We start from the raw sequence: 26,095 nt of genomic DNA, 5'->3' as shown, positions 1-26,095 counted from the left end.
TTAGAAGCGTATGCATTCTATCCCATTTAGGGCCTTACCGCAGCGCCTCTAAAAACGTCTTGGAACTAGCATAGCTGCTAAACTCCAGATCCTCCACGGCGCGCTGGGCATAAGCCCGATCCAGGGCCACGGCCTGACGCAGCCGTTCCCCTACCAGACTCTCGTTGCGGGCGCGGGCCGCTACTACGGCCAGGCAGTAATAAGCCAGCGCATCATCGAGCTTGAGTGATAAGGCTTCCTGATAGTGAGTTGTGGCCCCTTCGTAGTTTTGCTTGAGCAGGTAGATCAATGCCAGATTCATGGTGTTCTGGTAGGATTTGCCGCTGAAGCTGAGGCTGCGCAAAGCATCGTCGAGCTGACCGATTTCAATTTCCAGCGCCGCTTTATCTGCAAAAGCTTTCTCCAGCACGGGGTGCGGGCCGCCAAGCTTGATGGCATAGTCATAGCTCTGAAGGGCTTCGAGCTGATCGCCGGCGCGGTGGTAAGCCGTGGCCACCCGAAAGAACAACTCAGCCGTGGGGTTGCGATGGGCGGCCAACGTAAAATAGGTGGCTGCCCGGCGCTGGTAGGCCCGGCGCGATTTGCTGGTTGCCTCCTTTTCAGACCGTTGCAGAAGCACCGCCGCCAGGTTATAATAAGCCTCCCAGCGGCCGGTGGTAGCTACGGCCGTTTCATAAATGCGCTGTTTCTCAGCCAGCAGGGGCGTGAGCGTGGCGGAGTAACGCAGCTCCTCGGGCGTAAGCGCATCGGTTTCGGCCGCTTTATCGACAATTTTCTTCGAGAGCAGATACACCTCGGAGTCGTAGCGGGGCGGGGCGGTGTATTGCACGGCTACCGTGCCAAAACGCAGTACCGGGTACACGTAATCTTCGAGGTAATCATAAAAGGATAAGGTATGAAGCCGCTTTTCCTTCTCCGAAAAAGTCCCCCGCGTATCATTCACGATCTGCACAACGGAGTCTATCTGCTCGGGTTTTAGCGCTGATTCCTGCACTTTGCTCAGGAATAAATCCCAGCGTTGATGATAAGCCTGCGTTTCAAATACGATGCTGCGCACGGAGTTCAGATAGGAGAAACCATCGACGCGCCGCTTATAGTATGTAGCCAGAGCCTGCACCCGCCAATCGGCCAGGCGAGGGTCGTGGGCGTCGAGCGAGTCGGGCGAATGGCCGGCCACTATCATGACCCGCTCGGTGTGCTGGTTGGAATCGATAAAGTCTTCCAGCGCCGCTACGTTAGTACCCAAGTAGTTGCGAATAGCCGACTTGCCAGCGTCAAAGAAAAACGGCAGCACGCGGGTGCCGCTACGATTGTTACTGGCCGTTTCGGGCAGCAGACTCACGGTCGAATCCTGGCGTACCACGAGACGGGCAGTGGTTACGATGCCGCGGGCCAGCGGCAGCTCACCGCCTTTCACTAGTTTGCCCCCCGGCTTGAGGCGGCGGGCATCGGGCCGGGCTACCAGCGTGCCAGGGCTCTTGCGGGGCGAGTATGGAAATGAGAACTGCTTGGTAATAACCAGCTTATTCTTATCCTGCTCGTCGTATACATACTCCCCCAAAATGAAGGTCATGCGACCCAGCGTGTCCTGCTGCAAGCCATTCTCATAGCGGTAGCTGAGGTCGAGATTGTAGGCTTTACCCTTGCGTAAGTGCTTGGCTGGCACGCGGGCCGTTACTTCAAACAGCACGTTTTCGCCGTTGCTTTCCAGCACCGCCGGCTGTACGCGCACTTCCTGACCTTCCTGCGCAACCTTTAGCATCCGCGGCAGCGTACACGCCGGTAGCGCGGCGGCTATCAGGCAGACAAGAACTGGTAGAAGCGGGCGCAAAGCATCTTTCATAGATCTATTTAAGGGTAGAGAGCCGAGTTATCGAATCGAAGCAACAAACGTAAAGCTCAGTTCTGCCGGCCATACTTGCCTGCTAGTTATAGCACGGAACTTGACATTCGGTGCTTTTATTGTTATTTTGACCAATCATAGCCTGTATAAGGCGTTCATACTGAGGAGTAATGAGAAAATTAACCGACTTCATCGAAAAGCAGAGCTTCGGGGTCTGCAATGCCTTGGGGAACCGGCTGGGCTTTTCCACGAGCAGCGTGCGCCTATCCTTCGTGTATGCTTCTTTCTTCACCTTCGGGTCGCCGGTAGTGCTATACTTTGCCCTGGCTTTCTGGATGAACCTGCGCCGCGCGTTGCGACGGCAGCGGAGTACCGTCTGGGATTTGTAGATCGGTAAACGTCCGTTTGCCCAGTCCAAAATAAGCCCATACTAAGCTGCCAACATACACGCCGGGGCGCTCCGACACCAGCAAATGGGGCCGCGCCGCCATACGTTGCTGCCGCCAGTAGTTTCTGTTCTTGAAAAAATCGCGGTGCGCCCGCAGCACGGCGCGCGCATCGGCAATGGCACCCTGGCCCAGCATCCGTAGCGCCGCAATCCAATCCAATGCAATTCGTTGGATAAAAATGCCCCCCAACTCGCTCTGGGGGGCATTTTTGTATAATAAAGCTAAGCCATTGCGGAAGTTGAGGTAGGTTTTGCGGGGGTTGGATTTATGCAGTGTGCCGCCGCCCACATGGAAGACCGTGCTGCTGCCTTCGTACCAAACTTCGTAGCCCGCATTCCAGAAGCGCCAGCACAGGTCGATTTCCTCCATGTGAGCGAAAAATGCCGTTTCCAGCCCATCCAGTTTATGCCAGGTGCTGGCCCTCACCATCATGCAGGCACCACTGGCCCAGGCTACGGGGCGCGCGTCGTTGTACTGGCCGTGGTCGGTTTCGAGGGTTTCAAATAAACGGCCCCGGCATAAAGGGTACCCTAAGCGGTCGAGGTAGCCGCCGCCGGCTCCGGCATACTCAAACTGCATAGGCTCGGCGTAAGCCAGCAGCTTGGGCTGACAGGCGGCTGCCAGGGGCTGCCGATCCAGCAGCGCCACCAAGGGCCGCAGCCAGCCCGGCGTTACGGCTACATCCGAGTTGAGCAGCACGTAGTAGGCCGCATCTATCCGGGCTAAAGCTTGGTTGTAACCAGCGCAAAAGCCTAGGTTTTCGGAGTGCTGAATAACTTCTATGGTCGGAAAAAAGCCCCCCAGTAGCTCCACCGAGTCGTCGGTAGAGGCGTTATCGACCACGACCACGCGGGCACCATCGGAGTGGGCCAGTACGGAAGGCAGAAACGTGCGCAGCAGCTCGCGGCCGTTCCAGTTAAGAATAACAACGGCTACGTGCGGGAGCAAAGTGGAAGAGGATGCGAAAGTATCAGAGGCCAAAATTGCCAAGGTCGAGGCCCGGAAGATTGGGCATCAAACCGGCTGTTTTGTTCTTAAGTTCTTCTTTGGCTTTCTCCCCTACTTCATCCAGGGCCTTATTTACGGCCGCTACTACCAGGTCAGCCAGCATCTCACGGTCCTGGGGCGTGAGCAGCGACTCATCTATTTCCAGCTTCACCACGTTGCGCTTACCATTGGCGGTAGCCTTCACCAAGCCCCCGCCCGATTCGGCCGTCGCGGTCAGAAACTGTACTTCATCCTGGGCCTGCTTCATCTTTTCCTGAAGCTCCTTCACTTTGCCCATCATGCCCATCATATCAAACATAAGCCAAAATAGTGCCCTGTGGGCGTTTAAATGAGGTTTTAGAAATGGCTTGCTAACACTGGCTAGGGGTGTGCGTGGTGTCACCGTATGACCCGTGGTACCCTCACCGGCAATCCTGAAAAAAGCCAAGCCGCAAAAACCAAGGTTACTCGTGTACGGAACTAGTTGTACAAAGGTATTCCGTTTGTCAATGCCAAGGGTGTGAGCATAGCGGTAACATATGGTGGTGGGCAAAAGATAGGTAAGCTAATTTATGTATCGTTACGGGTGTTGCGACGTAAGCAACAATGAAAGGCTTCATACCTTAAAGTCCTGTTTTAGCCCAAAGCCTTACTTTCTTATGACTAATTATCACTTCTCCCGGCGGGATGCTCTCCGTGCCACGGCACTGCTAGGTGCTAGTACGCTCCTCGGGCCTACATCGCCGCTAATTGCCGCAAAAATGCCCCCCAAAGGCAAAACACCCCCACTGAGCGCCGCCGAAACAGGAGCTATTGAGGCTGCGCTGGGCAAAAAAGGAACCTACGTAGAAGCCCAAGCTACCCACACAACACCGTTGCCCCGCAACGATTTGAAGCTGACCATTAAGGGCGAGCCGGTGCCAATTTCCTTCGGTTTTGGCGGTTGGGTAGCGGTGAAGAAGACTCTGGACGGCAAGTCAGCAGTCCTGATGAGCGACACAGTGCTGCTGCAAGAAGAAGTAAACCCGCTGATTTCGGCGGCTCACGCCAATGGGCTTGAGGTCGGGGCCATTCACAATCACTTTTTTTACGAGGAGCCCCGTATTTTCTATATGCATATACACGGCATAGGCAGCGTGGAAGAATTGGCCCGCAAATATGCCGCTACCATCAAAGGATCTAAGCTATTTCCGGCCAATCAGCCCCCGGCCGGCCCCGCGCCGGCCCGCACCGGTAAGGAGCTGTTTGACCTGCCGTCGCTGGATGCTATCGTGAAATATACCGGTGCCGTTAATGGACCCACTTATAAGTACACCGTAGGCCGCGACGACTTGCAAGTACTGGCCATGGGAGCCGAGATGACCGCCGCCATCGGCCTCAACTCCTGGGCCTCCTTCGCGGGCACTACCGACGCGGCTCACATTGCCGGCGATATGGCCATGCTGGAAAATGAGGTGAATCCCGTTATTCGCGCTCTGCGAGCAAATAATCTGGAAGTAGTGGCGGTGCACAACCACATGCTCGGCGACCAGCCTCGCATAATATTTCTGCACTACTACGGCCGGGGGCCTGCCGCCCAGCTGGCCAAGGGCTTCCGGGCAGCGTTGAACCAGCTCGGGCAGAGCAAGAGCCTGGATACTATGAGGCACTAATGACTGCCTTTCCAGGCTGGCGCTTCGCCCCAAAGACAGTCTCTCTACTTTAGGCTATGGAAACAGCTATTCCCCCGGTAGCCTTTCGCGATGCCTTGCGCTTCTGGCTAAAGCTCGGCTTCATTAGCTTTGGCGGGCCCGCGGGTCAGATTGCCATTTTGCACGAGTACGTGGTGGAGCGCCGCCAATGGCTCACGGAAGAGCGTTTTCTGCACGCCCTTAATTACTGTATGCTGCTGCCAGGACCTGAGGCTCAGCAACTGGCCACCTACATTGGGTGGCTGCTGCATGGGGTGCGAGGGGGCTTGGTGGCTGGTATTCTGTTCGTGTTGCCCTCGGCAGTATTGTTGCTGGGCTTGAGTTGGGTATACGTCACATGGGGAACATTGCCTGCCGTTGTTGGCATACTCTACGGCTTGAAGCCAGCGGTAGTGGCCATTGTACTGGGAGCCTTGCTGAAAATAGGGCAGAAATCTCTACGAACCCCTTTGCGCATAAGCGTGGCGGCCCTAAGCTTTCTGGCCCTGGCAGTAGTTCGGCTACCCTTTCCAGTAGTAGTGCTGGGGGCCATTTTTATAGGCGTAATAGTGCAGCGCTGGCGTCCGGCTTGGCTACGCTCCACCCCGCCGGCTGGGTTTGCGCCCCAAGCAGCGACTATTGTAGAAGCGCCGTTTAGACCGGGCAGACGCGTTCTGCGCCTGCTACTTGTAGCGGTTGCGCTGTGGGTACTTCCGTTGCTGATAGCCACCTGGCTAACGGGTGATTGGCCATTTTGGCGCCAGCTAACCGGATTTTTCACGGCTGCTGCCTTCTTTACCTTCGGTGGGGCTTACGCCGTGCTGCCCTATGTAGCCCAGGTAGCGGTAGAGCAGCTAGGCTGGCTAACGCGCCTGGAGATGATAGATGGCTTGGCCCTGGGTGAAACAACGCCCGGTCCGCTCATTATGGTGCTGGCCTTCGTTGGATTTATGGGGGCTTGGCGTCATGGTGGCCACTCGATAGTCTGGGGCGCGGCCGGCCTGGCCTTAACGACTTTTTACACTTTCCTACCCAGCTTTTTATTCATTTTTATTGGTGCGCCTCTGATTGAGCGTACTCGCCAGGATGAGCGTATCAAAGCCACCCTCAGCGTAGTAACCGCGGCCGTAGTGGGCGTTATTCTGAACCTCGCCCTGTACTTGGGAAGCGTTGTTGTGTGGCCTCAGGGGTTAACTCAAGCACCCGATTGGTTTAGCTTAAGCTGGATTTTTGTCTCAGTACTGGCGCTGCGTTGGCTGCAGCTAAATATGGTTGTTTGGATTGTAGTCAGCGCTATTATGGGCTGGGCATATTCGTCCCTCAACTAAAGATGGATCGCACTTACCGCACAATGGTAATAGCGCCGTGCTGCACGAAGAGCTTGCCTTCCTCCGTGAGGGCCTCGAAGCGCCACGCGTACGCTCCTGGCATTGGTTCGCGCCCATTAATGCGTCCGTCCCAGGTTTGGGTGCGGTCGGTGCCGCGAAACACTTCCTGGCCGTTGCGGTCGATGACGGTGAAGATGAAAGTGGTCAAAAAGCGCCCTTTTACTTCCAATACATCATTCAGGCCGTCGCCATTGGGTGAGAAAGCCGTCGGCATTGCCAGGCGGGGCTGACGCGTAACATTTACCAGGTTAGAATAGCTGGCCGTCGCCAGGCCGCCACCCGTCGCCTCAATGCGGTAGCGCACTGTGCTCTCGTTGGTTGGTGGCTGGGTATCAACGTAGCTCAGCCCACTTACTGGGATGATATCAATGGTAGAGCCGTTGAGCGCCAAGCGCACCAATTGATATTGCACGGGAATAGCCGCATCGGGGCCTCCTAGCGGCGACCAAGTGAATCGGGCGCCTTCCGGCTGCGGATCAACGGCCAGCACTACCGGAGAAGCGGGGTTACTATCGGCTGATATACTGCCGCAAGCATCGCGGCGGCGGGCCAAATAAATCGGTGGATTGGTAACGCTTAGGTTATCGGGCGTATCGCTGATGGTGGGCGCATTTACGACGCCCAGTTCGGCGGGGCTGGGGGAGGCGCGCAGGAAAGTGAGCTCGTTAGCCAGGGGTTGCCCCACCGCGTTGGTAGCAAATAGCTCTACTTTATTGCTAAGAGTGAAACCTGCTACCAGACGCGGCGGTTGCGGTGCCGTGCCGGCCGCCGTCGTCACCGATGACTTGTTGGACGCTGAAGAAACAAAGCCTCTAGGGGTGGTCAGTACTGCGGTGACTTGATAGGTATAGATGGTGCCGCAGCTGCCCGTAGCATCCAAGTACTCAAAGGGACTATTGCCGGGCACGGTAGCTATAATTGACTCAGGTATACCTTGTGAAGTCCGCCGTATTTGAAAAAAGCTCACCGCCGAATCAAACGTCGTCCAGTTGAGTTTGTTTATTCCATTGCTCGACGTTGAAACCAAACTGATAGTGCCTAAATCAATTGTGCAAACCAGATTGGAGCCATTAGAGCCAGTGATAAGACCAGTTCCGCAGGCCGAGACAGGGCGAATGCGATAGCAGGCAGGGAGCGGGGCATTGGGTAGACTGGTTACTACGTCGCCATTGCCGACAACAAAACCGGGGAGGGTACGATAACCGCCGGGCGCGCCAAGCTCAGCTATCTGAATCTCGTATTGAAACGTAGGTTGGATGTTGCCGAATTGAAATACAACCTCCTTATCGCGAACCTCGAGCTGCTTAAGTACCGGGGCAGATGACGGTCCGGTAGCCGGCGTAAAGCTTTGCATGCCACTATTACTGCATAGAGTATTTCCTGCGTGACGACCCGTTACCGTTACTGTCGTAGTACCTGGGGGAACGGAGAAGGTACGTGGTTGGCTCCTGTCTACGTTATTAAACACGCTACTGCCAATCTGCACGGTATACAGGTTGGCAGCATACACTTGGTCCGTAATCGTAATCTGAACAGCGTTGGCCGAGCAAGAAGTAAGTGAGAAGGCAGGTGCCGGTGATGCTTTTACCTCAAGACGTTTGGAGAAAATGATACCCGCTGCGCCCGCCGCCTGCTGCGTATTTTGGGTAATAACTACAAATCCCCGCGTCGCGTCGGCGGCCGAAGGAGTATATAAGGCATTGGTTGAGAAGTCGGAGCCGTTGCAGGTGATAGCGGCCCCGGTGGCGTAGCGCACAAGGCTGGGGTCGAGCTGCCGACCGCTGTTATCCACGAACCTTATTTCCCGGCCCACGCAAAGTGACGATACTTCAGTGCCCGTAGCAGTATCAAAGGCCTTAAAATCAGCTCCTGAGTTGGGCGTATTCTCGCAGGTTTGGGCGGGAGCCAGCGTAGCCAGCAGCAGGGCTGGAATTAGAACAAAAAGACGATAGAAGTTTTTCACGAAGCTTATAACGTACCCAGGGGGTGTTTGCGTTTTGGGATGACTGAAAGTAGGAAATTATGGCTGTATAAAAGCCTTTGCAACCTCCAACGCCATTAAGTCAAGTTATTGTACTGTTGAGATTTGAGTAGACTACCCTTAAGTAAAGACTATTTTTGCCAATCTGGATCTTACGAGCCGGATAGGCTAAAATGAAAGCTTTGGCTACGGCCACTCATACGTGCGAACGAAAGCGGCGGCGGCCTGCAAATCGGGATATAGCACCCGGTCCCGACTCACGAAAGCTACTTTCTGCCGAAAATCCTCGACTATCTGCTCCAGCGCGGCGGAGGTGCGCGCCGGCCGTCGAAACGCCAGCGCCTGGGCAGCGGTAAGTAGCTCGATACCCAATAGCTGCTCTACGTTCTCGACCACGCGGCGCGCTTTGGTGGCGGCGTTGGCTCCCATACTTACGTGGTCTTCCTGCCCGTTACTGCTCACGATGCTATCGACGGAGGCGGGCGTACAAAGCTGCTTATTCTGACTCACGATGCTGGCCGCGGTGTACTGCGGAATCATCAATCCCGAGTTGAGGCCGGGTTCAGCCACCAGAAAAGGCGGCAGGCCCCGCTGCCCACTAAGCAATTGATACGTGCGGCGCTCCGAAATGCCCCCTAGCTCAGCCACGGCTATGGCCAGAAAGTCGAGGGCCAGGGCCAGGGGCTGACCATGAAAATTGCCCCCCGAAAGGATAGCGTCGTCGGCGGGAAATATATTCGGGTTGTCCGTTACCGCGTTGCATTCCGTTTCCAGTACCTGCGCCACGTAAGCAAAGGCGTCGCGGGAGGCACCATGCACCTGCGGCTGGCAGCGAAAAGAATACGGATCCTGAACGGCGTCTTTGGGCTGAGCTTGCAGCTCGCTGTTGGAGAGGAAGTTGCGTATGCGCTCGGCTGCGGCTACTTGCCCGGCGTGGGGCCGCAGTTGGTGCAGACGGACGTCAAACGGTTGATTTTGCCCCCCAAAGGCTTCCAGCGACAGTGCCCCGATGGCGTCAGCGGCATTGGCCAGACGCTGAGCCCGTAGGATACAGTGTACGCCGTACGCCAGCATAAACTGAGTGCCATTGAGCAAGGCCAGCCCTTCCTTGGCTTCCAGCTCCATGGGTGGCCAGCTAAACAAGCTCAGGGCGTCGGCGGCGGCCAGGCGGTAGCCCTGGTAATTGACCTCGCCCAGGCCCAGCAACGGCAGACACAGGTGCGCCAAGGGCGCCAGATCACCGCTGGCCCCGAGGGAGCCCTGCTGGTAAACCACCGGGTACATTTCGCGATTGTAAAAATCGAGCAGGCGCTGCACGGTGGCTACCTGCACGCCGCTGTGCCCATAGCTCAGGCTTTGGGCTTTAAGGAGTAGCATCAGCCGCACTACCTCCTCGGGCACTTCGTCGCCCGTACCACAGGCATGCGACATCAGCAGATTGAGTTGGAGCTGGCGGCGCTGCTGGGGGGCAATTCCGGTGTTGCAAAGCGCCCCAAAACCGGTGTTGATACCATACATCGGCGCATCCGACTTTCCCAGCCGGTCACGCAGATAGTCATAGCAAGTGGCAACACGCTGTCGCGCCTCGTCGCTCAATACAACCCTGGGCCGCTCACGAAGCAGGCGTTCAAGGGTAGACAGACTGAGGTAGGTGGTAGGATCGAGGGAGTACATCGGGGGGAGGAAGCCGATTGTTTTATGGGCGTTTGTGGTGAGGTAAAACGCCGCTAAGAACTGGTAGTTACAGCTTTATTTAGTTGGTTAGGCTACTCAATACATCTTTTAAAGCAAGTAGCTGTTCATGGCCGGTGCTCATGTTTTTGAGCTTGAAAAGGCTTTGCGCCCGTTCCTCAGAGCCTTGCAGCAATACATAGGGAATGCCCTTTTGATCGGCGTATTTGAACTGCTTCAACAGCTTGTCCGGGGTATGATACAGTTCGCTGGAAATGCCCGCGGCCCGCAGCTGCCGCAGCACAGGCAGCACCGAGCGGCCGGCTTCTTCGTCGAAATTCAAGAGCAGGCAGCGCGTAGTGGTAGCCGCATTTGGTGGAAACAGATTCAGTTCTTCCAGACAATCGTAGAGCCTGTCAACTCCGAAACTAAAGCCCACGCCTGACACGCCCGGCAGTCCGAAAGCGCCCGTAAGGTTGTCGTAGCGCCCCCCGCCGGATACGCTACCGATCTTGACGTTGTTAATCTTGATTTCGAAGATACAGCCAGTGTAATAGGAGAGGCCGCGGGCCAATGTAGGGTCAAACTCCAACTTGTCAAACTGCGTGAAGCCGAAGCTGGTGAGATACTTCTGTACCTCCCGCAAATCTTGCACACCCTTGTACGTTGGCCCAGTTAAACTTTCGCTTTCCGATTGCAAGCCAGCTTTCCGAAAAGCAGCTTCCAGCTTCTCCAGCTTCTCGCTAAAGTCGCCTGTAGTGGCCAATAAATCAAATAGTTGCTCCGAGGCCTGGGCCGAAAAGCCCCGCTCGGCCAACTCTCTTTCCACACCCTCGCGGCCGATTTTATCCAGCTTATCGATGGCTACAAACAAATCCGGCTCCTTGCCCTCGCTACCCAGGGCCTGATAAATATTGCGCAGCACGCCCCGGTGATTGATCTTGATGGTGAAATCAGTGAGCCCAATTCCATTTAAGACCTCGCACATCATGAGCACGATCTCCGCTTCGCAGAGCAGAGAATCGGTGCCGACCACGTCGGCGTCGCACTGGTAAAACTCGCGGTAGCGGCCGCGCTGCGGGCGGTCGGCGCGCCATACGGGCTGAATCTGGTAGCGCTTGAAGGGAAAGGTCAGCGTGCCGCGGTTCATTACTACGTAGCGGGCAAACGGCACCGTGAGGTCGTAGCGCAGGCCTTTTTCGGCGATTTTGGGCAGTACTTTGCGCGTGCCCTCCACTATATCATTGGGCGCAACATCTTTCAGAAAGTCGCCGGAGTTCAGGACTTTGAACAGCAGCTGGTCGCCTTCGTCGCCGTATTTGCCGGTGAGCACGGAGAGGTTTTCGAGCGTAGGCGTTTCAAGCGGGGCATAACCAAACAACTCGAACGTGCGGCGGATGACGCCAAAAATGTAGTTGCGGTGCGCCACCACGGCGGGACCAAAGTCGCGGGTGCCTTTCGGAATGCTGGGTTTTTGGATGCTCATCAAATGCGGATCAATAGGACCGCGAAGGTAACAACGATTGGCCGCACCCCCGATTAACCAAGCAGTATCAACTGCAAATACAAGTGCGCCAGGAAGCTGGATAAGTGATGGAATACAAGGGTTATTCACACAAAAAGCCCCCCAGAAACGAACCGGGGGGCTTTTTTGTGTTGTAAAAATCATTCGCTCTCATCAAGATCAGCATCGAGCAGGGAGGTAACCATCAGGGGCTGAGAAGCGGCGTCCAGGTGCAGGAAGTGGCGCTGTACTCCCTCCGGCACATGGCAAAGCACGAGCCGTCGCTCCTGGCAGCGCAGGTGGTAGGCATAAGCCAGCAGCAGGTCAATAGCCTCCGCCGGCATATGTTGCAGTAAGCTGCAATCTACCCACACGGCCCGCTTGGTGCTAAGGCTGGCCCGAAACAGCGCCCGACTCAGCTTCTCCTCATCGGGCGTATGCGGATCAGGAGCCAAGATCAGCAGGTAGCTTTCCGGTAATATTTCGCGATGTACATCAAGCATATTAATGTCTGACAGGGCAGGTGTTGTCGAAAGCCTAGCCGGTAGAAATTAAGATTGATTCGGGTGCTTGCAGATTAGGCCAGCGTAGTTCCGACTTCGGTAAATAATAGAGTAGTCTGCGGCTAATACGTATAAATTGTACAAAAGCTGCCTTTTTGCACTTTTTTAATTAAAATAAATTTAACAATATAACGCAGCTTCATTGTTAATGATGAGCTGTTGGTGTAATGAATTGATAAAGACGAATTTGCTATAAGAAGAAAGCCGTGACGAGTTGTTCGTTACGGCTTTCTTTTTATAGCAAATCTAGTCTATGCCTCCTTCACTAGGATCTTCGGGGCCCTGCTGGGGCTGGTCACCTCGCTCGCCGCGACGGCGGCGCTCAGGCTGCTGGGCACCGCCGAAACGGTAGGTGAAGCCCAGAAAGGCGACGCGGGTTTCCCGCTTATTGCGGCTCACTGACTTAAATCCTGGCCCGAAAGAGTCAAAGTTGAAGCGGAGCGTATTGAAGACGTCGGATACGCGCAGCGTAATGCTACCCCGATCCTTCAGCACGTTTTGCTTGGCGGCAAATTCAGTGAAGAAAAACTCGCCGCGCCGGCCCTGAGCCGTAACGGCCGCCGAGCGATAGTTAGCGGAGAACTGAATATCCAGCTTCTTAGTAACGGTGAAATTGTTGTTCAGACGGCCCGTATAGGTGAAGTTGCGGTTATCGATGTCGGTGCCGGGAGCCGAGCCTTCGATGATATTGCGAAAGCCGGAGAGGTTGGCGTTGATTTTCCAGAAGGAAGCAACACTGGCCGAGCCTACGAATTCCAGGCCGTAAGCCGTGCCCCGTGCCAGGTTGAGCAGCGTTGTGTTGGTGCTGGGCGCTTGTAGTTGTTCATTAAAGCCCAGCTGACGAAAGCGCTGCACTGAGTTATTGGTTTGGCGATAGAAAGCGGTGGTCGTAAAGGAGTTCGACTGCCCGAAGAACTTCTGAAAACCAAGCTCCAGGGAGTTGATGTACTCGGGCCGCAGACCCGGATTGCCGCTGCGTGTTTCCAGGGGCTCGGAGCGGTCGATGAATGGGTTAAGCTGATTGACGCCCGGCCGGTTTAAGCGGCGCGAATAGCTTACCTGCAGGCGCTGATCCTTAGTCAGGTCGTAGGCCAGCACGGCGCTAGGAAACAGGTTCAGATAGTTACGGGTGAAAGTCGTGTCCTGGGTGGTGGCAAACTGCCGGCCTTCGGTATTCGTCTGCTCCAGACGCAGGCCAGCCTGGTAGCTCCACTTGCCGGTAGCGTTGGCGTAGGTCGCGTAGCCCGCCTGAATGTATTCCTCGTAGCGGAAGCAATTAGAAAGTAAGTCATTAAGCCTGAGCGCGTCAAAAAACCGGTAATCAGCATCGAACTGGCGCAACACGCTTTTGAAGCCACCTTCAACCCGCCCTTTTTCGCCCAAGGGATGCACGTAGTCGAATTGGGCCGAAGCCTGATTGATAGTATTGTCGAAGCGCTGGCGCTGCTGCACGAAGGGCGCGTCGTCGTAGGAAATCCGGTTGGAGATAATCTCATTTTCGCTCCGAATCGGGGTATATACCACATTGGCGGTCAGCTCGCGGCGGGCTTGTTTGTCCCAGATGCGCCGGTAGTCAACGGCGTAGTCGGTGGAGCTGTTGAAGCCGTTCTCATTCGCTGCCAAATCGAAGCTGCTGCCTAGCGGTAACTGCTCATTGCCAGGGGCTGACTGGCGGGTGGCCTCGTTTTCAAATTCCTGCCGCCGGTTGTAGCGCGGCTGTACACTTAGGGTCAGAGTTTGATTTTCAGTTAAAGTATAGTCAATGCCGAACCGGCCCGCGTGAGAAGTGCGATAGTCCAGACTTAGCTCGTTCTGATCGAGCAAGCGGGTGCGCTGCTGGTTGTTGCCATCCAGAAAAGTAGAGGTCTGGAACGACGAGCCGAAGCCAGTGCGTCGGTCGCGCCGAAAATCGTAGCTGCCAAAGGTGTTGAGCTTCCCTTTGCGAATATTGAGGCTCAGGGAAGTGTTATACTTGTCTTTGGTGCCCGCATTCACGGTGGCCAGCCCATTGACGCCGTCTTTGCGCTCTTTTTTCAGAATAATATTAATTACGCCGGCCGTACCCTCCGCATCGTAGCGCGAGGAAGGATTGGTGACAACTTCTATGCTTTGAATGCTGCTAGCCGGAATCTGGTCCAGCACGGCCGAGCGGCCCCCGCCAGCAGCGCCGGTAGGCTTGCCATCCACGAAAATGGTCACGTTGCCGGAGCCGCGTAAGCTTACCGCACCCGACTGATCCACCGTTACCGAGGGCACGTTCTGGAGTACATCCACCGCCGAGCCACCGGTGGTGGTCAGGTCTTTTGAGACGTCAATCACTTTTTTGTCGAGGTTATCGGTCAGGATGGCCCGCTCCCCCTGCACGACTACTCCCTTGAGGCGGGTGGTGGTAGATGCCAGGCGCACGGGGCCAAGCGCCACTGCCGGGCTGCCCGCACTCAGCGTAAGGGGGCGGCGTACGGGGCGGTAACCGAGGATAGTAGCCCGCAAAGTGTAGGTGCCGAATGCTACGTTCGCAATGCTGAATGCGCCGGTTTCGGTGGTCTGAGCACCCGAAATAAAGGTGGAATCCTGGGCTCGCAGCAGCACGACGTTGGCGAAGGGAATGGGCTGCCCGTTGCTTTGCTCCACCAGCGAGCCCGTTACGGTGCCCGTTTGGGCTTGCGCTTGCCAAGCGCAGGGCAGGGAAAGAAATAAGGCGATAAAAAAGCGTAATCGAGCTTGGGCGCTCCTTCGTAGAAAAACTAAATACATGATAATCAGCAACAAGCAAACAAAACCAATCAGCCAGGGGCCTGTAGCTACTTAACATAAAACCCGCTACTCCGGCCGAGCCGAAGCAGCGGGAAGCGAGTAAAGAACCGTATTGATTCTAATAGGTTGCAGCCCCGACTGTTAATTGGTTGGAAGTCGTCCGGGGGGCTTTTTGGCCGCGCGCCGCGCCTGATACAGCACTGAGGCAGCGAAAGGAGCTTTCAGCGCGGCCCGCAGACCGCTGGTGCGCAGGCCTTGGTTAGTCCAGTCGTTACAGGTGCGCAGGATGTGGTAGCAGCCCCTGGCCCTTACAAAAAAATCGTCGGGAGTGTAGCCAGCGGCAGTTAGCAGTATGGGCCGGCCCGCCGAATCGGGTTGCCACGATTGCTCTACGAAGGCGGCTAGCTGACGGTATTGCACTTCGGAAACAAGCAGCGGCACCACCCGCTCACCGAGCCGGGGGGCATTTTTATAGAAATCGACGTGTAAAAGTGTGGGCGAGGGCAAAGCAGCCCGCAGCGTATTGCCAAGCCCCGGATATTGTCCCCCATACGAGCCCAGGTAAAAACCCTCATTGCCCCAGCCAAAGCCCACGTACTCATACCGCTCAAACTTGGTGACTACCGCTGCATTATCCAGCTTTTGTAGCCAATTGGTGGCGGTGCGTGGCTCGCGCACGGGCAGCACGAGGTCGGAGTGCACGCCATTTGAGACTACAAAAACCTGAATGCCATCGGGCGTTTGCCGAAAGTCGCGGTTCACGGGTACCAGCGTACCCGTCATCAGCAGTAAAATGAAGGCGACAAAAGCGGACATGAGCCAGCGTAGGAACATCAAGGCCCAAGTAGGAGCTTTTTTGAGTAGCGCCAACTTCTGGGTCGTATTTCGTGCTGAAAAGGCACTGAGGGGCTTTTATGCGGCCGCCCGGCTTACTGCTCTGGCCGGAGAGCAATAAGTCGGACGGATTGAGGAGCACTGAAAAGTGGCCGGCTAGCGCACGGCTAAGGTGCTGGCAGTCAGGGTGCGTTTGACTGAAGCTACGGCAGGCTGGCGCTTGAGATCTTTTTTAGCGGGCCGCACGGCCATGCCGCGCATCAGCGGCTGCATCGCAACTGAGCCGAGTGCAATCCGGCCCTGCAACATGCTGAGCGATACAATGGGCTTCAATGACTTGTAACCCAGTACAGTTGTACGCACCGTGTAGTCGCCCAGCGGTACATTATTGAACTTGAAAGCGCCTTCAGCATCAGTTGCGACGCTGCGTACGAAGGAATGATCATCGGCGCGAAGCAGCACTACATTAGCAAAAGGAATTGGCTCCTGGGTTTCGCCGTCGAGAAGCCGGCCGGTAAGACGGCCGTTTTCTGGGCCGGAGGCAACTAGTTGAAGGCTACCTAAAACGAAGATAAGAGCAGCGAGGAAGCGGTTGATGACGGATGATTTCATGACAATTTGAAAGTTTGAAATGAGAAGAGAAAAGGAACTGCCTGGGCACGGGGGAACAGCCGCGGTTCTGTTCGCAAGTGCAGCAGACAACTGGAAAAGAGATAGTTAGCGAGCCCAGATAGTCGAGCGCCGGGGGAGCGGACCTGGTGGGGCGAGAGGCTCCAACCTGTCAGGTTGGAAGCGGCTCCGGTGGGTAGCCTGATCGGGATGCTAGGTGAAAGAAGCACCACCACGAACCGGAAGGGGACACTGTAAATATAGCTAACAGTACTATGTAAAACAAGGTACTAGTTAAAATTTTTTAGAACTGAAAAAGAGTGAGCAGGGAAAATAACGGGGAAGGAAGGCGGGGGCGTAGGAGTTTGGATTCATCTTCGTAGTGCTCTCGGTTGAATAGATGCAGCGGCTATTATCAGGGCTGCCTGACACCTGAAAAATATTTTCAGATCTTGTTAAGTAATGCAATTAGAACCTATGAGCGATATTTTTTGACTTTTTGCCGCTTTGTTTGGTCTTAAGCTGCCGGCAAATACTACTTCTTTCTTAATGGAACAAATATACCAGAAGGTACTATGCAAAACAAGGTACTGTTAAAAAATATTTTTATAGCTCCTGCCTATAGCTGGCGAAGGGTAGTTGCTTATCCGGGTATCATTCGTCAAAAAAGCTCCCTGAGTATATCTCAGGGAGCTTTTTTGTTCTGTAAAGCTGGAAATTAGATTTACTGGGCAGCTGTTACTTCTGCGCCGTTCCGGAAAGTCTTCTTCTGCTTTACTACTTTACCATCGGGCCCGAAGTAGGTCCAGACTCCAGTTTCTTTATTGTTGCGGTAGGCGCCGACTACTTCTGGCGTTCCATCCTCGCGCAGCTGGCGGTAAGCCCCAACCTTGATTCCCTTTGCGTAAGTCGTTTCGGATTTGAGCTTGCCCGAATCGTGGAATTCATGGCCTAAGCCGGTCGGACGGCCGTTTTCATACACGAGCTTGGTTTTCATCGTGCCAGTAGGGTAGTAGGTCAGCTTCTCCCCGACCAGCCGGCCGTTTACGTAATTTTCTTGGGTTTGCACCTGTTTGCCATCGGGGTAAAAAGTGCGCCAAGTACCAGCAGGCACATTATTCTTAAACTGCTGCTCCTGCTTCACCCCGCCCGACTCATAGTAAGCGGTTACTTTCCGGTCGCGGGCCTGGTTGCTGTAGTCCGTTTGCCGCTCCAGCTTCCCCGATTCATAGTAGTCCTGATTCTGGCCCGTTAGCACGCCGGCGCGATAATTCATCTTGCTCTTTACGGCACCACTTTCATAGTAGGCTTTTGCCGGGCCATTCAGATTAGCCGTTCCGGCGCCGGGGACAGCACCTTTCGTCAGGTCGTCGCCGAGTGGATTGGTTACGCGGCGGGTTTGCAGAGCGGCCGCCACGTAGTTGCCTTCGGTGCGCAGCTTGCCGGAGCGATAATAGCTTTTCTGCGTGCCTTTGCCGGCCTTGTCAATTACCACTTCGCTCTCCAGCTGCCCGTTGTCAAAGTAGGTTTTGTAAGGACCAGCCAACAGCCCATTGTTGTACGTAGACTCACTTTGCAGCTGACCGTTAGGGTGGTACGTTTTCATTAAGCCATTAGCTTGGCCATTTTTATACGTGGTTTCTACCCTAGGCTTACCTGATGGGTACAACTCCCGTACGGCCCCCACCGGCTGCCCGTTTACCAATGACGCTTCCAGCTTAATGGCGCCGCTTGGGTGGTAGGTTTTGAGCGTACCGTCGGGCTGGTCATTGGAATACGCGCCTTCCTGGGCTAATTTGCCAGAGGGGTAATAGGTTTTGAAAGGTCCCTGGCGCAATCCCTGCTTAAAAGTTACCTCCAGTCGCCGTTGCCCAGTTTCGAAGAACTCGACGTAGGCACTATCGCGCTTGCCGCCGGCGTAGCTGGTCTGCGCCTCCACCTTACCCGAGCGGTAAAAACGCTTGTAAGGCCCTTCCATGATGGTGTCAGCCGGACTTACCAAGGCCGAATACGCTTCGCGCACCACCGTATTGGTCGAGTCGCGGTAGCTTACCAAGCGACGCAGCTTTTGAGCCTGAGCCGTGGTGGACAGCAGCAGTAACAGGAAAATAACTCGTTTCATAGACGCAAGAACGTAGGAAAATGCGGCAAAGTGCATAAGGGCGCCGTTGACTAGCCTTTTGGCCTGATTAAGTCAGGGTCAGACAACGTGGTGTAACAAAAAAGCCCCCCAACACCTGTTGGAAGGCTTTTTATGCTGAAAACAAGCTCTACAGTTTTTCTAGTACAATGCTACTGGCGCCACCGCCGCCATTGCAGATGCCCGTTACGCCGATTTTTCCACCCTCGTTTTGCATCACATTTAGCAGCGTGGTCACGATGCGTGCGCCCGAAGCGCCCAGCGGATGACCCAGCGACACGGCCCCACCGTAAACGTTCACCTTGCTGCCTTCCAGATTAAGCAGCTTGTTGTTAGCCAATGAAACTACCGAGAAGGCCTCGTTGATTTCGTAAAAATCTACTTCGCTGGCATCCACGCCAGCGTGCTTCAAGGCCTTCGGAATAGCCAGCGAAGGCGAAGTCGTGAACCACTCCGGTGCCTGCTCCGCATCCGCGAAACCCCGGACGCGGGCCAATGGCTTAATGCCCAGTGCGTCGGCTTTTTCGCGGCTCATGAGCAGCACGGCAGCGGCACCGTCATTCAGGGTAGAAGCGTTGGCAGCCGTCACGGTACCATCTTTGATGAATGCGGGCTTCAGGCCGGCTAATTTGGTGAAGTCCACCTTCAGGTATTCCTCATCATCCTCGATAACAGTGGTTTTGCCCCGGCTTTCGATGGTAACGGGAATGATTTCGTCCTTCTTTTTGCCAGCCTTGGCTGCCTTGGCGCTGCGCGTGTAGCTTTCAATGGCAAACTCATCCTGCTGCTCGCGGGTGAAGCCCATTTCCTTGGCCGTATGCTCGGCCGCGTTGCCCATGGCGTAGTCATTGTAAGGGTCCCACAGACCGTCCTTCATCAGGCCGTCAATCATTTGGGAGTGACCATATTTGGCGCCAAAGCGGGCTTTATCCAAGTAATATGGTACGTTGGACATGCTTTCCATGCCACCAGCCAGAATGACATCGGCTTGTCCCAACATAATGGCCTGGGCTGCAAACATGATGGCCTTACTGCCCGAAGCGCACACTTTATTAACAGTGGTGCATTCGACGGTGTCGGGCAGGCCGGCTTTCTTAGCGGCCTGACGAGCGGGTGCCTGGCCCAGATTAGCCGAAATTACGTTGCCCATAATTACTTGCTGTACTTCCTTCGGATCGACACCGGCTTTCTCTAAAGCACCTTTCAGGGCAATACCACCTAGGTCAGTGGCCGAAAGGGAGGCGAGACTACCGCCAAAACTGCCAATTGGCGTACGCACGGCAGCAACAATAACTACTTCTTTGACTTGCATAAAAATGGGTGGAAATGGGGGTGGATCAGAAAAACGGAGCCGAAGCTTCGGCCCGCAAAAGTACGAAGAACCCGAGTAGCGTCCACTTTCCAGCTGCTACGGCCTTCGCTTTTGCGGTGCTCACCAGGCTGGCTTGTCGCTGGTCGGCTTGCGGACTGAGCGTCGCGGCAGTTGTTGCAGGTATTGCTGTTCGGCGGCACCCAACGACTCCAGTATTTGCTGGGTGCGGCCAGCGCTGAGCTGCATCTGCTGTAAGCGCGCCCGCTGCGTCTGGAGCTGGGTTTCGTCGAGGTCAGCTACTTCCGTGCCTGCCCGTCTGCTACGGCCATCGGTAGCTTCCTTACCGTTGCCATTGTCGCTAAGGCTACGCACAGTGCCGGATTCAGAGCCGCTGGCTACATTGCGCTCAGCGCCCGTACCGGGCTGGAAGCCACCGCGGGCCATGTTGCCGGGACGTGTTCCGGGCTGCTTAGTAGTCGGCTGCCCCGATTCGTCAGGCTGCTCCTGGGAGGCATTTTGAGAATTGGGGGGCAAATTCGGCTTGTTAAGCTGGTCCTTGCGGTCATTGCCTGGCAGCGTGCGGGATTGAGTGCCTTGCGCCGGCTTTTGGCCGGACGCATTGCCAGGAGGGGGTGCGGGAATGCTTGGGGTGTTGGGCCGACGAGCCAGATAATCGCGTAGCACCTCATAGTTATAGCGCGCCTCGGCATTCGCAGGATCAGCCAGCAACGACTGTCGTAACAAGGTTATGGCCTGTGCAAATTTGCCTTCTTGTGCGGCCAGCACCGCTAACTGCTGCTGGGCCACACTGCGTATAGCCAGCGTATTGCTGATAATCAAACGGCTATAGTAGGATTTGGCCGCTGCCTCGCGGCCAATGCGGGTGCAGGCATGTGCCAGATTCAGGATGGCGGCTTCATTCTTGGTTCCCAACTCATCCACGGCTCGTTGATAAGCCTTGGCGGCCCCGGCAAAATTTTGGCGGGCATACGCGGTGGCTCCTTCCTGTACGGCCACGTTGCGGTCACGGATGCGGGTGAATCCTCCCCAGCCGCCGAGCATTAGCAAAACAAATAGCAATACATTCTTCACGGCCTTATTACGCGAACAGTAAAAACTATATCCAACGACAGCAGCACCAGCGCCAGCAACAGTGGGAATCGATAGCGATTATCGGCCACGGCCACGGTGCGTACCTGCTCCGCTTGGCCTTCAAGGCGGTTCAGTGCGTTAACCAACAGCGGAAACTCGTTGCGCTGATCAGTCAGTTCAAAATATTGCCCCCCGCTTTGCTGGGCAAGGCGGCGCAGCGTAGCGGGCATCAGCCGCGTTACTGCCTCCCGACCTTTATTGTCGCGCACATATCCGCCACCGCTGAGGCGGGGAATACGGGCACCTTCAAGCGTGCCGACGCCCACCGTAAATAACCGCACCCCGGAGCGGGCCAGCAAGCGGAGGGTAGGCTCAATGTTTTCACCAAAGTCTTCGCCATCACTTATAACTACCACTGCCGTAGCGCGGGCCGCCGACCCGGCCGGCCGGTTTGTGGCCTCCAAACGAGTAAGAACTAATTCCAGCGGCGGAACCAGGTCAGTACTGCCCACTGGCACTAAGTTGGTTTGCAGAGTAGAAATAAAGAGACGAAGCGCACTTTGGTCGTATGTAAGTGGGCACTGTACAAAAGCATCTGCCGCGAAAACCAGCAATCCAATCCGATCCGCCTGAAAGCGGTTGATCAGCTGCGAAAGCTCCGCTTTTGCTTTTTGCAGGCGAGAAGGAATGACGTCGGTAGCGTTCATGGAGCGTGAGAGATCTACGAGTAGCCATACGTCTTTGCCCGCCGTGCGCACTGGCTGCTGCGTGACACCATAAGCCGGCCCAAGTAAAGCCACCAAAAACAGACTGAAGTAAACCGTTCGTAGAACTAGTTTCCAGCTAAGGTGCCAGCCCCGCTGACCCAAGGGAGCCGCCAGGCGCCTCGTGCGTACCGCGTAGCCTATATACAGGATCAGAAAGAAGCTTACGCAAACAAGCTCTAGCCAAGATAGGGGGTAGGCCCAATTCATAAAAAAACCGATGAATGCAGCAGATGGTATAACTGAATGACTGGCTGCCCAACTATGCACTTACTCAGGCCACTGCGACAAATATAGCGGCCTATTACCAGGCAGACGCAGGTATAGCAGGAAGAATAAAGGAAGATATTTTTTTCGGGAAGGCTGATTTTTCGCTGCTAGTTGTATATTTGCGCACTCTTCGACCGGAAGAGACCTGTTTTGGAGAGATGGGTGAGTGGCTGAAACCAGTAGTTTGCTAAACTGCCGTAGCTCTAAAGGCTACCGGGGGTTCGAATCCCCCTCTCTCCGCATTCCTTTTCCATGAGGGATTAAGAATGAGCAATGAGGAATTGCAAATAGATTCTTCACTCTCAGTTCTTATTCCTCATTCTCTTTTCGGGGTGTAGCGTAGCCCGGTATCGCGCCTGCTTTGGGAGCAGGAGGCCGCAGGTTCGAATCCTGCCACCCCGACATTTTTCCCAGAAAAGGCCTTTTGCAATGTGCAAAAGGCCTTTTTTATGTAGCCTGGCTTTCGGTAGTCCCTTAGCTCGGTTATAGCTTGCCTCGTTAGCTCAGTTGGATAGAGCGGCTGCCTTCTAAGCAGTAGGTCAGGAGTTCGAATCTCTTACGGGGTACTTTTCAAAAACAAACCTCATCTGGTTATTTCACGGATGAGGTTTGTTTTTGACAGTAAAATGAGAAACTGCTGCTTAGACCTAACGCTTGATGGTCTGTTACGATGGTGATCTTGCGCGTAGCTGGACTCTGTTGGATCAAGAAGTAGGTGAGCTTTGTCTCCTTCAGACCCATTTTTATTGCGTGATTTATAGTACAGGGTAATAATTCGTGTTAGTAACAAGAGCATAAAATTTAACTTATTGTTAGAGCTGTTTGAGCTACTTCGAGAACTCGTTTTAGGAAGTATTCGGCTCCTCGCCCTTTTGAATTCCGTGCCTGAAGCGGCGCAAAGGTCGGAAGAGGGGTTGAACGGTAGCTAATCGGCCCTGATCCAGCTCTAAACGACGGATAAAAGCTAACGCAAGTAGCTCCATACAGTAGGATAATCACGCAAGCTATAGATGATTCAACGAATCTTTCCATGGCTGTTACTAGTGCTTAGTCAGGGGATTTATGTAAACAAAAGCAATGGTTGGTCGTTGCTTTGGAATGGGACGACCAATCACGCCATTGCTGTTGTCGGCAACCGACCGGACGACGCTTGAATCCTTACCGCGCAAAGGCCGTCACGCTGGGCGCACGGTGCCACGCGGCCGCGTGCTGTTACGCCTGGCCGACGGTGTCAGCGGCTACAAGGTGGCCGCCGAACTGGGCTGCTGCGTACAGACGGTGTATCAGGTGCGCCGCCGCTACGCGCAGCAGGGGCTGGCCACGGCGCTCGGCGAGGCCTCGCGTAGCGGTGGTCCCCGGTGCTTCGACGGAGCAGCCCGCGCGGCGCTCACGGCCCTGGCCTGTACGCCGGCCCCGACGGGGCACAGCCGCTGGCCCCTACGCCTGTTGGCCGACAAAGCCGTGGAATTGTGTCTGGTGGCGACCATTTCCCACGAAACCATGGGGCAGGTGCTCAAAAAAACGAGGTGCAGCCCCACCGCCAGCAGCACTGGTGTCTGGGCGAGGTGAACGCCGCGTTTCTGGCCCGTATGGAAGACGTACTGGCCATCTACGAGCGCCCGGTTGACCCGCGCTTTCCCGTGGTTTGCTTCGACGAGCGCCCCTGTGTGCTCCACGGCCAGCCCGTCGAGCCGCTGCCGCCCGTGCCGGCGCACCTGGCCCAGGGCCAGCAGCCAGCCAAACCAGGTCGTCCCCGGCGCGAAAGCAGCACCTATGTGCGCCAGGGCACGGCCTGTCTGCTGGCGGCCTTCGAGCCGGGTGTGGGCCAGCGGTTGGTGGAGGTCTCGGCCCGACGCACGGGCGCGGATTATTGCCGCTTTATGCAGCGGCTGGCCGCCCACTACCCCGAGGCCGAGAAAATGGTGCTCGTGCAGGACAACCTGAACACCCACACCGATGCCGTCTTTTACCAGCACCTGCCCGCCGCGTAGGCCCGCGCCCTGGCCGCTCGCTTCGAGGTCCACTACACGCCTAAAAACGCTTCCTGGCTCCACCTGGTCGAACTCGGGCTCTCCGCCATCGCCCGCCAGTGCCTGCACCAGCGTATCCCCACCCAAGACGAATCAACCGTCCAGGTCGAGGCCTGTGTGGCAGAACGTAACGCCCGACGAGCCACCGTCAACTGGCAATTCTCGCTGGACAAAGCTCGTACGAAACTAACCCGTTACTATCAAAAGGTTTGTGCTGATAATTCCCCTGACTAAGTACTAGTAGCTATAAGTATAAGCGCTTATCGTCGGCAGTGGCAGGGGATACGATATTGGGTTGTTGTTGGTATATCACTGTTAGTACCTGGTGGAGTGGCTATAGCAGCGCCTGGTAATTATGCTCGGATGCAAATAGATAGCGACCCCTTTCTAGGGATAATACCCCTATTCGTTCGTGCAGCCGATGCATTATAGAGTCTGCTTTTTGAGTCTAATCTCTTACTAATATTGAGCTTAATACTCGTATTGGCTCCTTAGGTTGTTCACCTGTTTTCAGCCCGTCCAAAGGCCTTTAGGTTACCGCTGATTGTTGGCGCAGCTATAGTGTTGGGAGGCCTGAGCCTAGGTGTTATGCTCTATCAGTCTATCTGGAATGAACCTATGCCGATAAGGGCTAATAATGTACTAATCTGGTGGTTGATAATAGGCTGGCTGGTGGCATGTTGGATAGCAATGCCTCCTGAAATGACTTTTAATAAATTGCCTTCCTCCACTATCTGTGTGGTAGTCATCGTGGTGTTGGGATTAGTTACGAGCAGAGTCAGTTTGCGCGCTTGGCGAGAATTGCTAACGGCTGCTCCCGCGTATAATAGACAATGGGAAGCACGGTATATGCAGTTTCGAAAAGCTAGCCAACAGCCTAACGTACATATGATTGTAACGCCACTAACTAGTATTAATTCGCGCAATGTCTTGCTTAGAGGCATGGAGTATAAGTGGGATTCTACGCATCGTTACAATGCGAGAACAGCTGAGTGGTTCGGTTTAGCTGAAATTAAAATGTCGGATGCTAGGCTGAAGTAATGAAGCCGGTGCCGGTCATGTTGAGCTTGTCGAAGCGTGACCGGCACCGGCTTCCTAACCGGCTTCAATAGGACTACCGCAGTTGCTACCGTGAACCTGCAATGGCAACAAGGGCAGAGCAAAAAAATAGGGTTCGACCTGTCCTTCGTGATAGTCTGTTAAAAGCCTAGTAATGGGTCAATTCGGGGTGACGGCATAATTTTAGCGCATGGTCTTTACACATCATTATTGCGCCAAGTGCGCTAGTGAGCAAATTCGCCGCAACGGCCACAGCGGCGGGCGGGCCAAGTACCAGTGTAAGGCCTGTGGCCACCAAGGCTATTTCCAGCCAGCATCCGTGGAAAAAGCACGGCAGTATTCGCAGGTAGACCAACTGTTGGTTGAGCGCAACTCGTTATGGAGCATTGTCCGCACAAGGGGCATGGTACGCAACACGATTGCCAAGCGGGTAAAAAAAGTGTTGCGGCCTGCCCCGGCGTCTGTCTAAAGGGGCCCAGCGACAGCAGTGGGAGAACCTGGAACTTGACGAAATGTGGACGTTTGTGAGCCGCAGGTGGCGAAAGGTCTGGTTGTGGTTGGCCGTGGAACGGGCCAGCCGGCGCATCGTGGCCTGGGTGCTAGGCTCCCGTGGCGCGGCCACTTTGCAGCGCTTGTGGAACGCGTTGCCCCGCCGTTACCACCGCCACACGCGCTACTTCACCGACCAGTAGCGGGCCTACCCGCAGGTGCTGCCGGCCAAGACCCACGTCGTTGGCAAAACCGGTACTCGCGTCGTGGAAGCCCTCACCGGCAAGTTGCGCCACCGTTGCGGCGTGCTCGTGCGACGCTCCCGCTCGTTAAGTAAATGCCGGACTCGCCACGAGTGGCGAATCAAAATCGCCATCGACCAGCATAATTCGGAAATCACCCTGCATCAACCCACTACCAACTTTACGTGATAATGCTGCCTTTAAGCAATAGGTCAGGAGTTCGAATTTCTTACGGGTACGTTATCAATCAGCTACCCGGCAGCAATGCCGGGTAGCTGATTTCTTTATTATCAAAGGCAGCACCTACGCCTATCCTGCGGACGTCACTCTGGCGGCACCAGCGCCCGATACTCCCATAAAGACGGGTGCCCCGAGGAGGGTTAAACCTCCAGCTGAGGGAAGGGCTGCGTCGAGATTTTTACACGGCATTTCAGTGAGAGGGGA

General features: G+C 55.3%; 22 protein-coding genes and 3 tRNA genes. 11 read left to right on the top strand and 14 right to left on the bottom strand.

The features are described 5' to 3' along the window. Nucleotides 1–34: 34 nt before the first annotated feature. Complete coding sequence (locus B9A24_RS20000; protein ID WP_143435114.1) at nt 35–1,843, bottom strand: tetratricopeptide repeat protein; 1,809 nt, start codon at nt 1,841–1,843, stop codon at nt 35–37. Nucleotides 1,844–2,013: 170 nt separating this feature from the next. Between B9A24_RS20000 and B9A24_RS23305 the strand changes: the two genes are divergently transcribed. Beyond that, nucleotides 2,014–2,232 (top strand): PspC domain-containing protein, encoded by a 219-nt coding sequence (locus B9A24_RS23305; protein WP_084447795.1) that lies wholly within the window; start codon nt 2,014–2,016, stop codon nt 2,230–2,232. Here the strand turns inward: B9A24_RS23305 and B9A24_RS19990 are convergent. Together B9A24_RS19990 and B9A24_RS19985 are read right to left on the bottom strand one after the other, a co-directional pair. Further along, on the bottom strand, nt 2,155–3,240 hold the full coding sequence (locus B9A24_RS19990) for a glycosyltransferase family 2 protein (protein ID WP_084447794.1): 1,086 nt from the start codon (nt 3,238–3,240) through the stop codon (nt 2,155–2,157). The genes B9A24_RS23305 and B9A24_RS19990 overlap by 78 nt on opposite strands. A 22-nt stretch (nt 3,241–3,262) precedes the next feature. Beyond that, nucleotides 3,263–3,598 (bottom strand): YbaB/EbfC family nucleoid-associated protein, encoded by a 336-nt coding sequence (locus tag B9A24_RS19985; RefSeq protein WP_084447793.1) that lies wholly within the window; start codon nt 3,596–3,598, stop codon nt 3,263–3,265. A 340-nt stretch (nt 3,599–3,938) separates the two neighbouring features. On the opposite strand from B9A24_RS19985, the gene B9A24_RS19980 reads away from it, so the two are divergent. Further along, nucleotides 3,939–4,931, top strand: coding sequence for a DUF1259 domain-containing protein (locus tag B9A24_RS19980; RefSeq protein ID WP_084447792.1), 993 nt, complete (start codon nt 3,939–3,941; stop codon nt 4,929–4,931). Nucleotides 4,932–4,987: 56 nt separating this feature from the next. Beyond that, complete coding sequence (gene chrA, locus B9A24_RS19975; RefSeq protein WP_084447791.1) at nt 4,988–6,277, top strand: chromate efflux transporter; 1,290 nt, start codon at nt 4,988–4,990, stop codon at nt 6,275–6,277. 13 nt (nt 6,278–6,290) lie between these two features. Here the strand turns inward: chrA and B9A24_RS19970 are convergent, their stop codons facing one another. The 11 genes from B9A24_RS19970 to B9A24_RS19920 form a co-directional block, all read right to left on the bottom strand. Further along, nucleotides 6,291–8,300, bottom strand: coding sequence for a T9SS type B sorting domain-containing protein (locus B9A24_RS19970; protein WP_084447790.1), 2,010 nt, complete (start codon nt 8,298–8,300; stop codon nt 6,291–6,293). Between the two features lie 204 nt (nt 8,301–8,504). Next, complete coding sequence (gene hutH / locus B9A24_RS19965; RefSeq protein ID WP_084447789.1) at nt 8,505–9,992, bottom strand: histidine ammonia-lyase; 1,488 nt, start codon at nt 9,990–9,992, stop codon at nt 8,505–8,507. Nucleotides 9,993–10,071: 79 nt separating this feature from the next. Continuing rightward, entirely contained in the window at nt 10,072–11,475 is a 1,404-nt protein-coding gene (hisS, locus tag B9A24_RS19960; protein ID WP_084447788.1) for a histidine--tRNA ligase, read from the bottom strand. A gap of 179 nt (nt 11,476–11,654) precedes the next feature. Then, entirely contained in the window at nt 11,655–11,996 is a 342-nt protein-coding gene (locus B9A24_RS19955) for a hypothetical protein (RefSeq protein WP_084447787.1), read from the bottom strand. Between the two features lie 306 nt (nt 11,997–12,302). Further along, the gene (locus tag B9A24_RS19950) at nt 12,303–14,810 is read right to left on the bottom strand and encodes a TonB-dependent receptor (RefSeq protein WP_143435112.1); all 2,508 of its coding nucleotides are present in this window, start codon (nt 14,808–14,810) and stop codon (nt 12,303–12,305) included. Between the two features lie 141 nt (nt 14,811–14,951). After that, the gene (locus B9A24_RS19945) at nt 14,952–15,626 is read right to left on the bottom strand and encodes a DUF2459 domain-containing protein (RefSeq protein WP_159452116.1); all 675 of its coding nucleotides are present in this window, start codon (nt 15,624–15,626) and stop codon (nt 14,952–14,954) included. A 174-nt stretch (nt 15,627–15,800) separates the two neighbouring features. Beyond that, entirely contained in the window at nt 15,801–16,256 is a 456-nt protein-coding gene (locus B9A24_RS19940) for a carboxypeptidase regulatory-like domain-containing protein (RefSeq protein WP_084447784.1), read from the bottom strand. 721 nt (nt 16,257–16,977) lie between these two features. Continuing rightward, nucleotides 16,978–18,375 (bottom strand): toxin-antitoxin system YwqK family antitoxin, encoded by a 1,398-nt coding sequence (locus tag B9A24_RS19935; RefSeq protein WP_159452115.1) that lies wholly within the window; start codon nt 18,373–18,375, stop codon nt 16,978–16,980. 148 nt (nt 18,376–18,523) lie between these two features. Continuing rightward, complete coding sequence (locus B9A24_RS19930; RefSeq protein ID WP_084447782.1) at nt 18,524–19,705, bottom strand: acetyl-CoA C-acyltransferase; 1,182 nt, start codon at nt 19,703–19,705, stop codon at nt 18,524–18,526. Nucleotides 19,706–19,825: 120 nt separating this feature from the next. Then, on the bottom strand, nt 19,826–20,767 hold the full coding sequence (locus B9A24_RS19925) for a hypothetical protein (RefSeq protein ID WP_084447781.1): 942 nt from the start codon (nt 20,765–20,767) through the stop codon (nt 19,826–19,828). Between the two features lie 26 nt (nt 20,768–20,793). After that, nucleotides 20,794–21,597, bottom strand: a complete 804-nt coding sequence (locus B9A24_RS19920) for a VWA domain-containing protein (RefSeq protein ID WP_234997556.1) — start codon at nt 21,595–21,597, stop codon at nt 20,794–20,796. A 386-nt stretch (nt 21,598–21,983) separates the two neighbouring features. Between B9A24_RS19920 and B9A24_RS19915 the strand changes: the two genes are divergently transcribed. The 8 genes from B9A24_RS19915 to B9A24_RS19885 all read left to right on the top strand — a co-directional run bounded on the left by B9A24_RS19915 (nt 21,984) and on the right by B9A24_RS19885 (nt 25,840). Continuing rightward, a tRNA-Ser gene (locus B9A24_RS19915) sits at nt 21,984–22,071 on the top strand. A gap of 88 nt (nt 22,072–22,159) precedes the next feature. Beyond that, nucleotides 22,160–22,233, top strand: a tRNA-Pro gene (locus B9A24_RS19910). Nucleotides 22,234–22,323: 90 nt separating this feature from the next. After that, nucleotides 22,324–22,397 (top strand) — tRNA-Arg (locus B9A24_RS19905). 532 nt (nt 22,398–22,929) lie between these two features. Beyond that, entirely contained in the window at nt 22,930–23,400 is a 471-nt protein-coding gene (locus B9A24_RS19900) for a helix-turn-helix domain-containing protein (protein WP_159452113.1), read from the top strand. Continuing rightward, nucleotides 23,358–23,822, top strand: coding sequence for a transposase (locus B9A24_RS19895; RefSeq protein ID WP_143435111.1), 465 nt, complete (start codon nt 23,358–23,360; stop codon nt 23,820–23,822). Before B9A24_RS19900 ends, B9A24_RS19895 begins: the two co-directional genes overlap by 43 nt. A 1,288-nt stretch (nt 23,823–25,110) precedes the next feature. After that, on the top strand, nt 25,111–25,389 hold the full coding sequence (locus B9A24_RS21855; RefSeq protein ID WP_143435109.1) for an IS1 family transposase: 279 nt from the start codon (nt 25,111–25,113) through the stop codon (nt 25,387–25,389). Nucleotides 25,390–25,432: 43 nt separating this feature from the next. Further along, nucleotides 25,433–25,612 carry an IS1 family transposase gene (locus B9A24_RS19890; protein WP_084447777.1) on the top strand — a complete coding sequence of 60 codons (180 nt, stop codon included), beginning with the start codon at nt 25,433–25,435 and terminating at the stop codon, nt 25,610–25,612. Nucleotides 25,613–25,627: 15 nt separating this feature from the next. Continuing rightward, on the top strand, nt 25,628–25,840 hold the full coding sequence (locus B9A24_RS19885; RefSeq protein ID WP_084447776.1) for a hypothetical protein: 213 nt from the start codon (nt 25,628–25,630) through the stop codon (nt 25,838–25,840). The last annotated feature ends 255 nt before the right edge of the window (nt 25,841–26,095 follow it).

This window comes from Hymenobacter roseosalivarius DSM 11622, from assembly GCF_900176135.1.
GTDB classification, from domain to species: domain Bacteria; phylum Bacteroidota; class Bacteroidia; order Cytophagales; family Hymenobacteraceae; genus Hymenobacter; species Hymenobacter roseosalivarius.
This window is presented reverse-complemented; position numbering and strand designations above follow the sequence as displayed.

Coding starts and splice junctions, on each gene's coding strand:
- B9A24_RS19925 (WP_084447781.1), bottom strand. CDS start 20,767: ATGCTCGGCGGCTGGGGAGGATTCACCCGCATCCGTGACCGCAACGTG.
- chrA (WP_084447791.1), top strand. CDS start 4,988: ATGGAAACAGCTATTCCCCCGGTAGCCTTTCGCGATGCCTTGCGCTTC.
- B9A24_RS19940 (WP_084447784.1), bottom strand. CDS start 16,256: ATGAAATCATCCGTCATCAACCGCTTCCTCGCTGCTCTTATCTTCGTT.
- B9A24_RS21855 (WP_143435109.1), top strand. CDS start 25,111: ATGGTCTTTACACATCATTATTGCGCCAAGTGCGCTAGTGAGCAAATT.
- B9A24_RS19935 (WP_159452115.1), bottom strand. CDS start 18,375: ATGAAACGAGTTATTTTCCTGTTACTGCTGCTGTCCACCACGGCTCAG.
- B9A24_RS19950 (WP_143435112.1), bottom strand. CDS start 14,810: ATGTATTTAGTTTTTCTACGAAGGAGCGCCCAAGCTCGATTACGCTTT.
- B9A24_RS20000 (WP_143435114.1), bottom strand. CDS start 1,843: ATGAAAGATGCTTTGCGCCCGCTTCTACCAGTTCTTGTCTGCCTGATA.
- B9A24_RS23305 (WP_084447795.1), top strand. CDS start 2,014: ATGAGAAAATTAACCGACTTCATCGAAAAGCAGAGCTTCGGGGTCTGC.
- hutH (WP_084447789.1), bottom strand. CDS start 9,992: ATGTACTCCCTCGATCCTACCACCTACCTCAGTCTGTCTACCCTTGAA.
- B9A24_RS19930 (WP_084447782.1), bottom strand. CDS start 19,705: ATGCAAGTCAAAGAAGTAGTTATTGTTGCTGCCGTGCGTACGCCAATT.
- B9A24_RS19985 (WP_084447793.1), bottom strand. CDS start 3,598: ATGTTTGATATGATGGGCATGATGGGCAAAGTGAAGGAGCTTCAGGAA.
- B9A24_RS19945 (WP_159452116.1), bottom strand. CDS start 15,626: ATGTCCGCTTTTGTCGCCTTCATTTTACTGCTGATGACGGGTACGCTG.
- B9A24_RS19890 (WP_084447777.1), top strand. CDS start 25,433: ATGTGGACGTTTGTGAGCCGCAGGTGGCGAAAGGTCTGGTTGTGGTTG.
- B9A24_RS19900 (WP_159452113.1), top strand. CDS start 22,930: ATGGGACGACCAATCACGCCATTGCTGTTGTCGGCAACCGACCGGACG.
- hisS (WP_084447788.1), bottom strand. CDS start 11,475: ATGAGCATCCAAAAACCCAGCATTCCGAAAGGCACCCGCGACTTTGGT.
- B9A24_RS19955 (WP_084447787.1), bottom strand. CDS start 11,996: ATGCTTGATGTACATCGCGAAATATTACCGGAAAGCTACCTGCTGATC.
- B9A24_RS19980 (WP_084447792.1), top strand. CDS start 3,939: ATGACTAATTATCACTTCTCCCGGCGGGATGCTCTCCGTGCCACGGCA.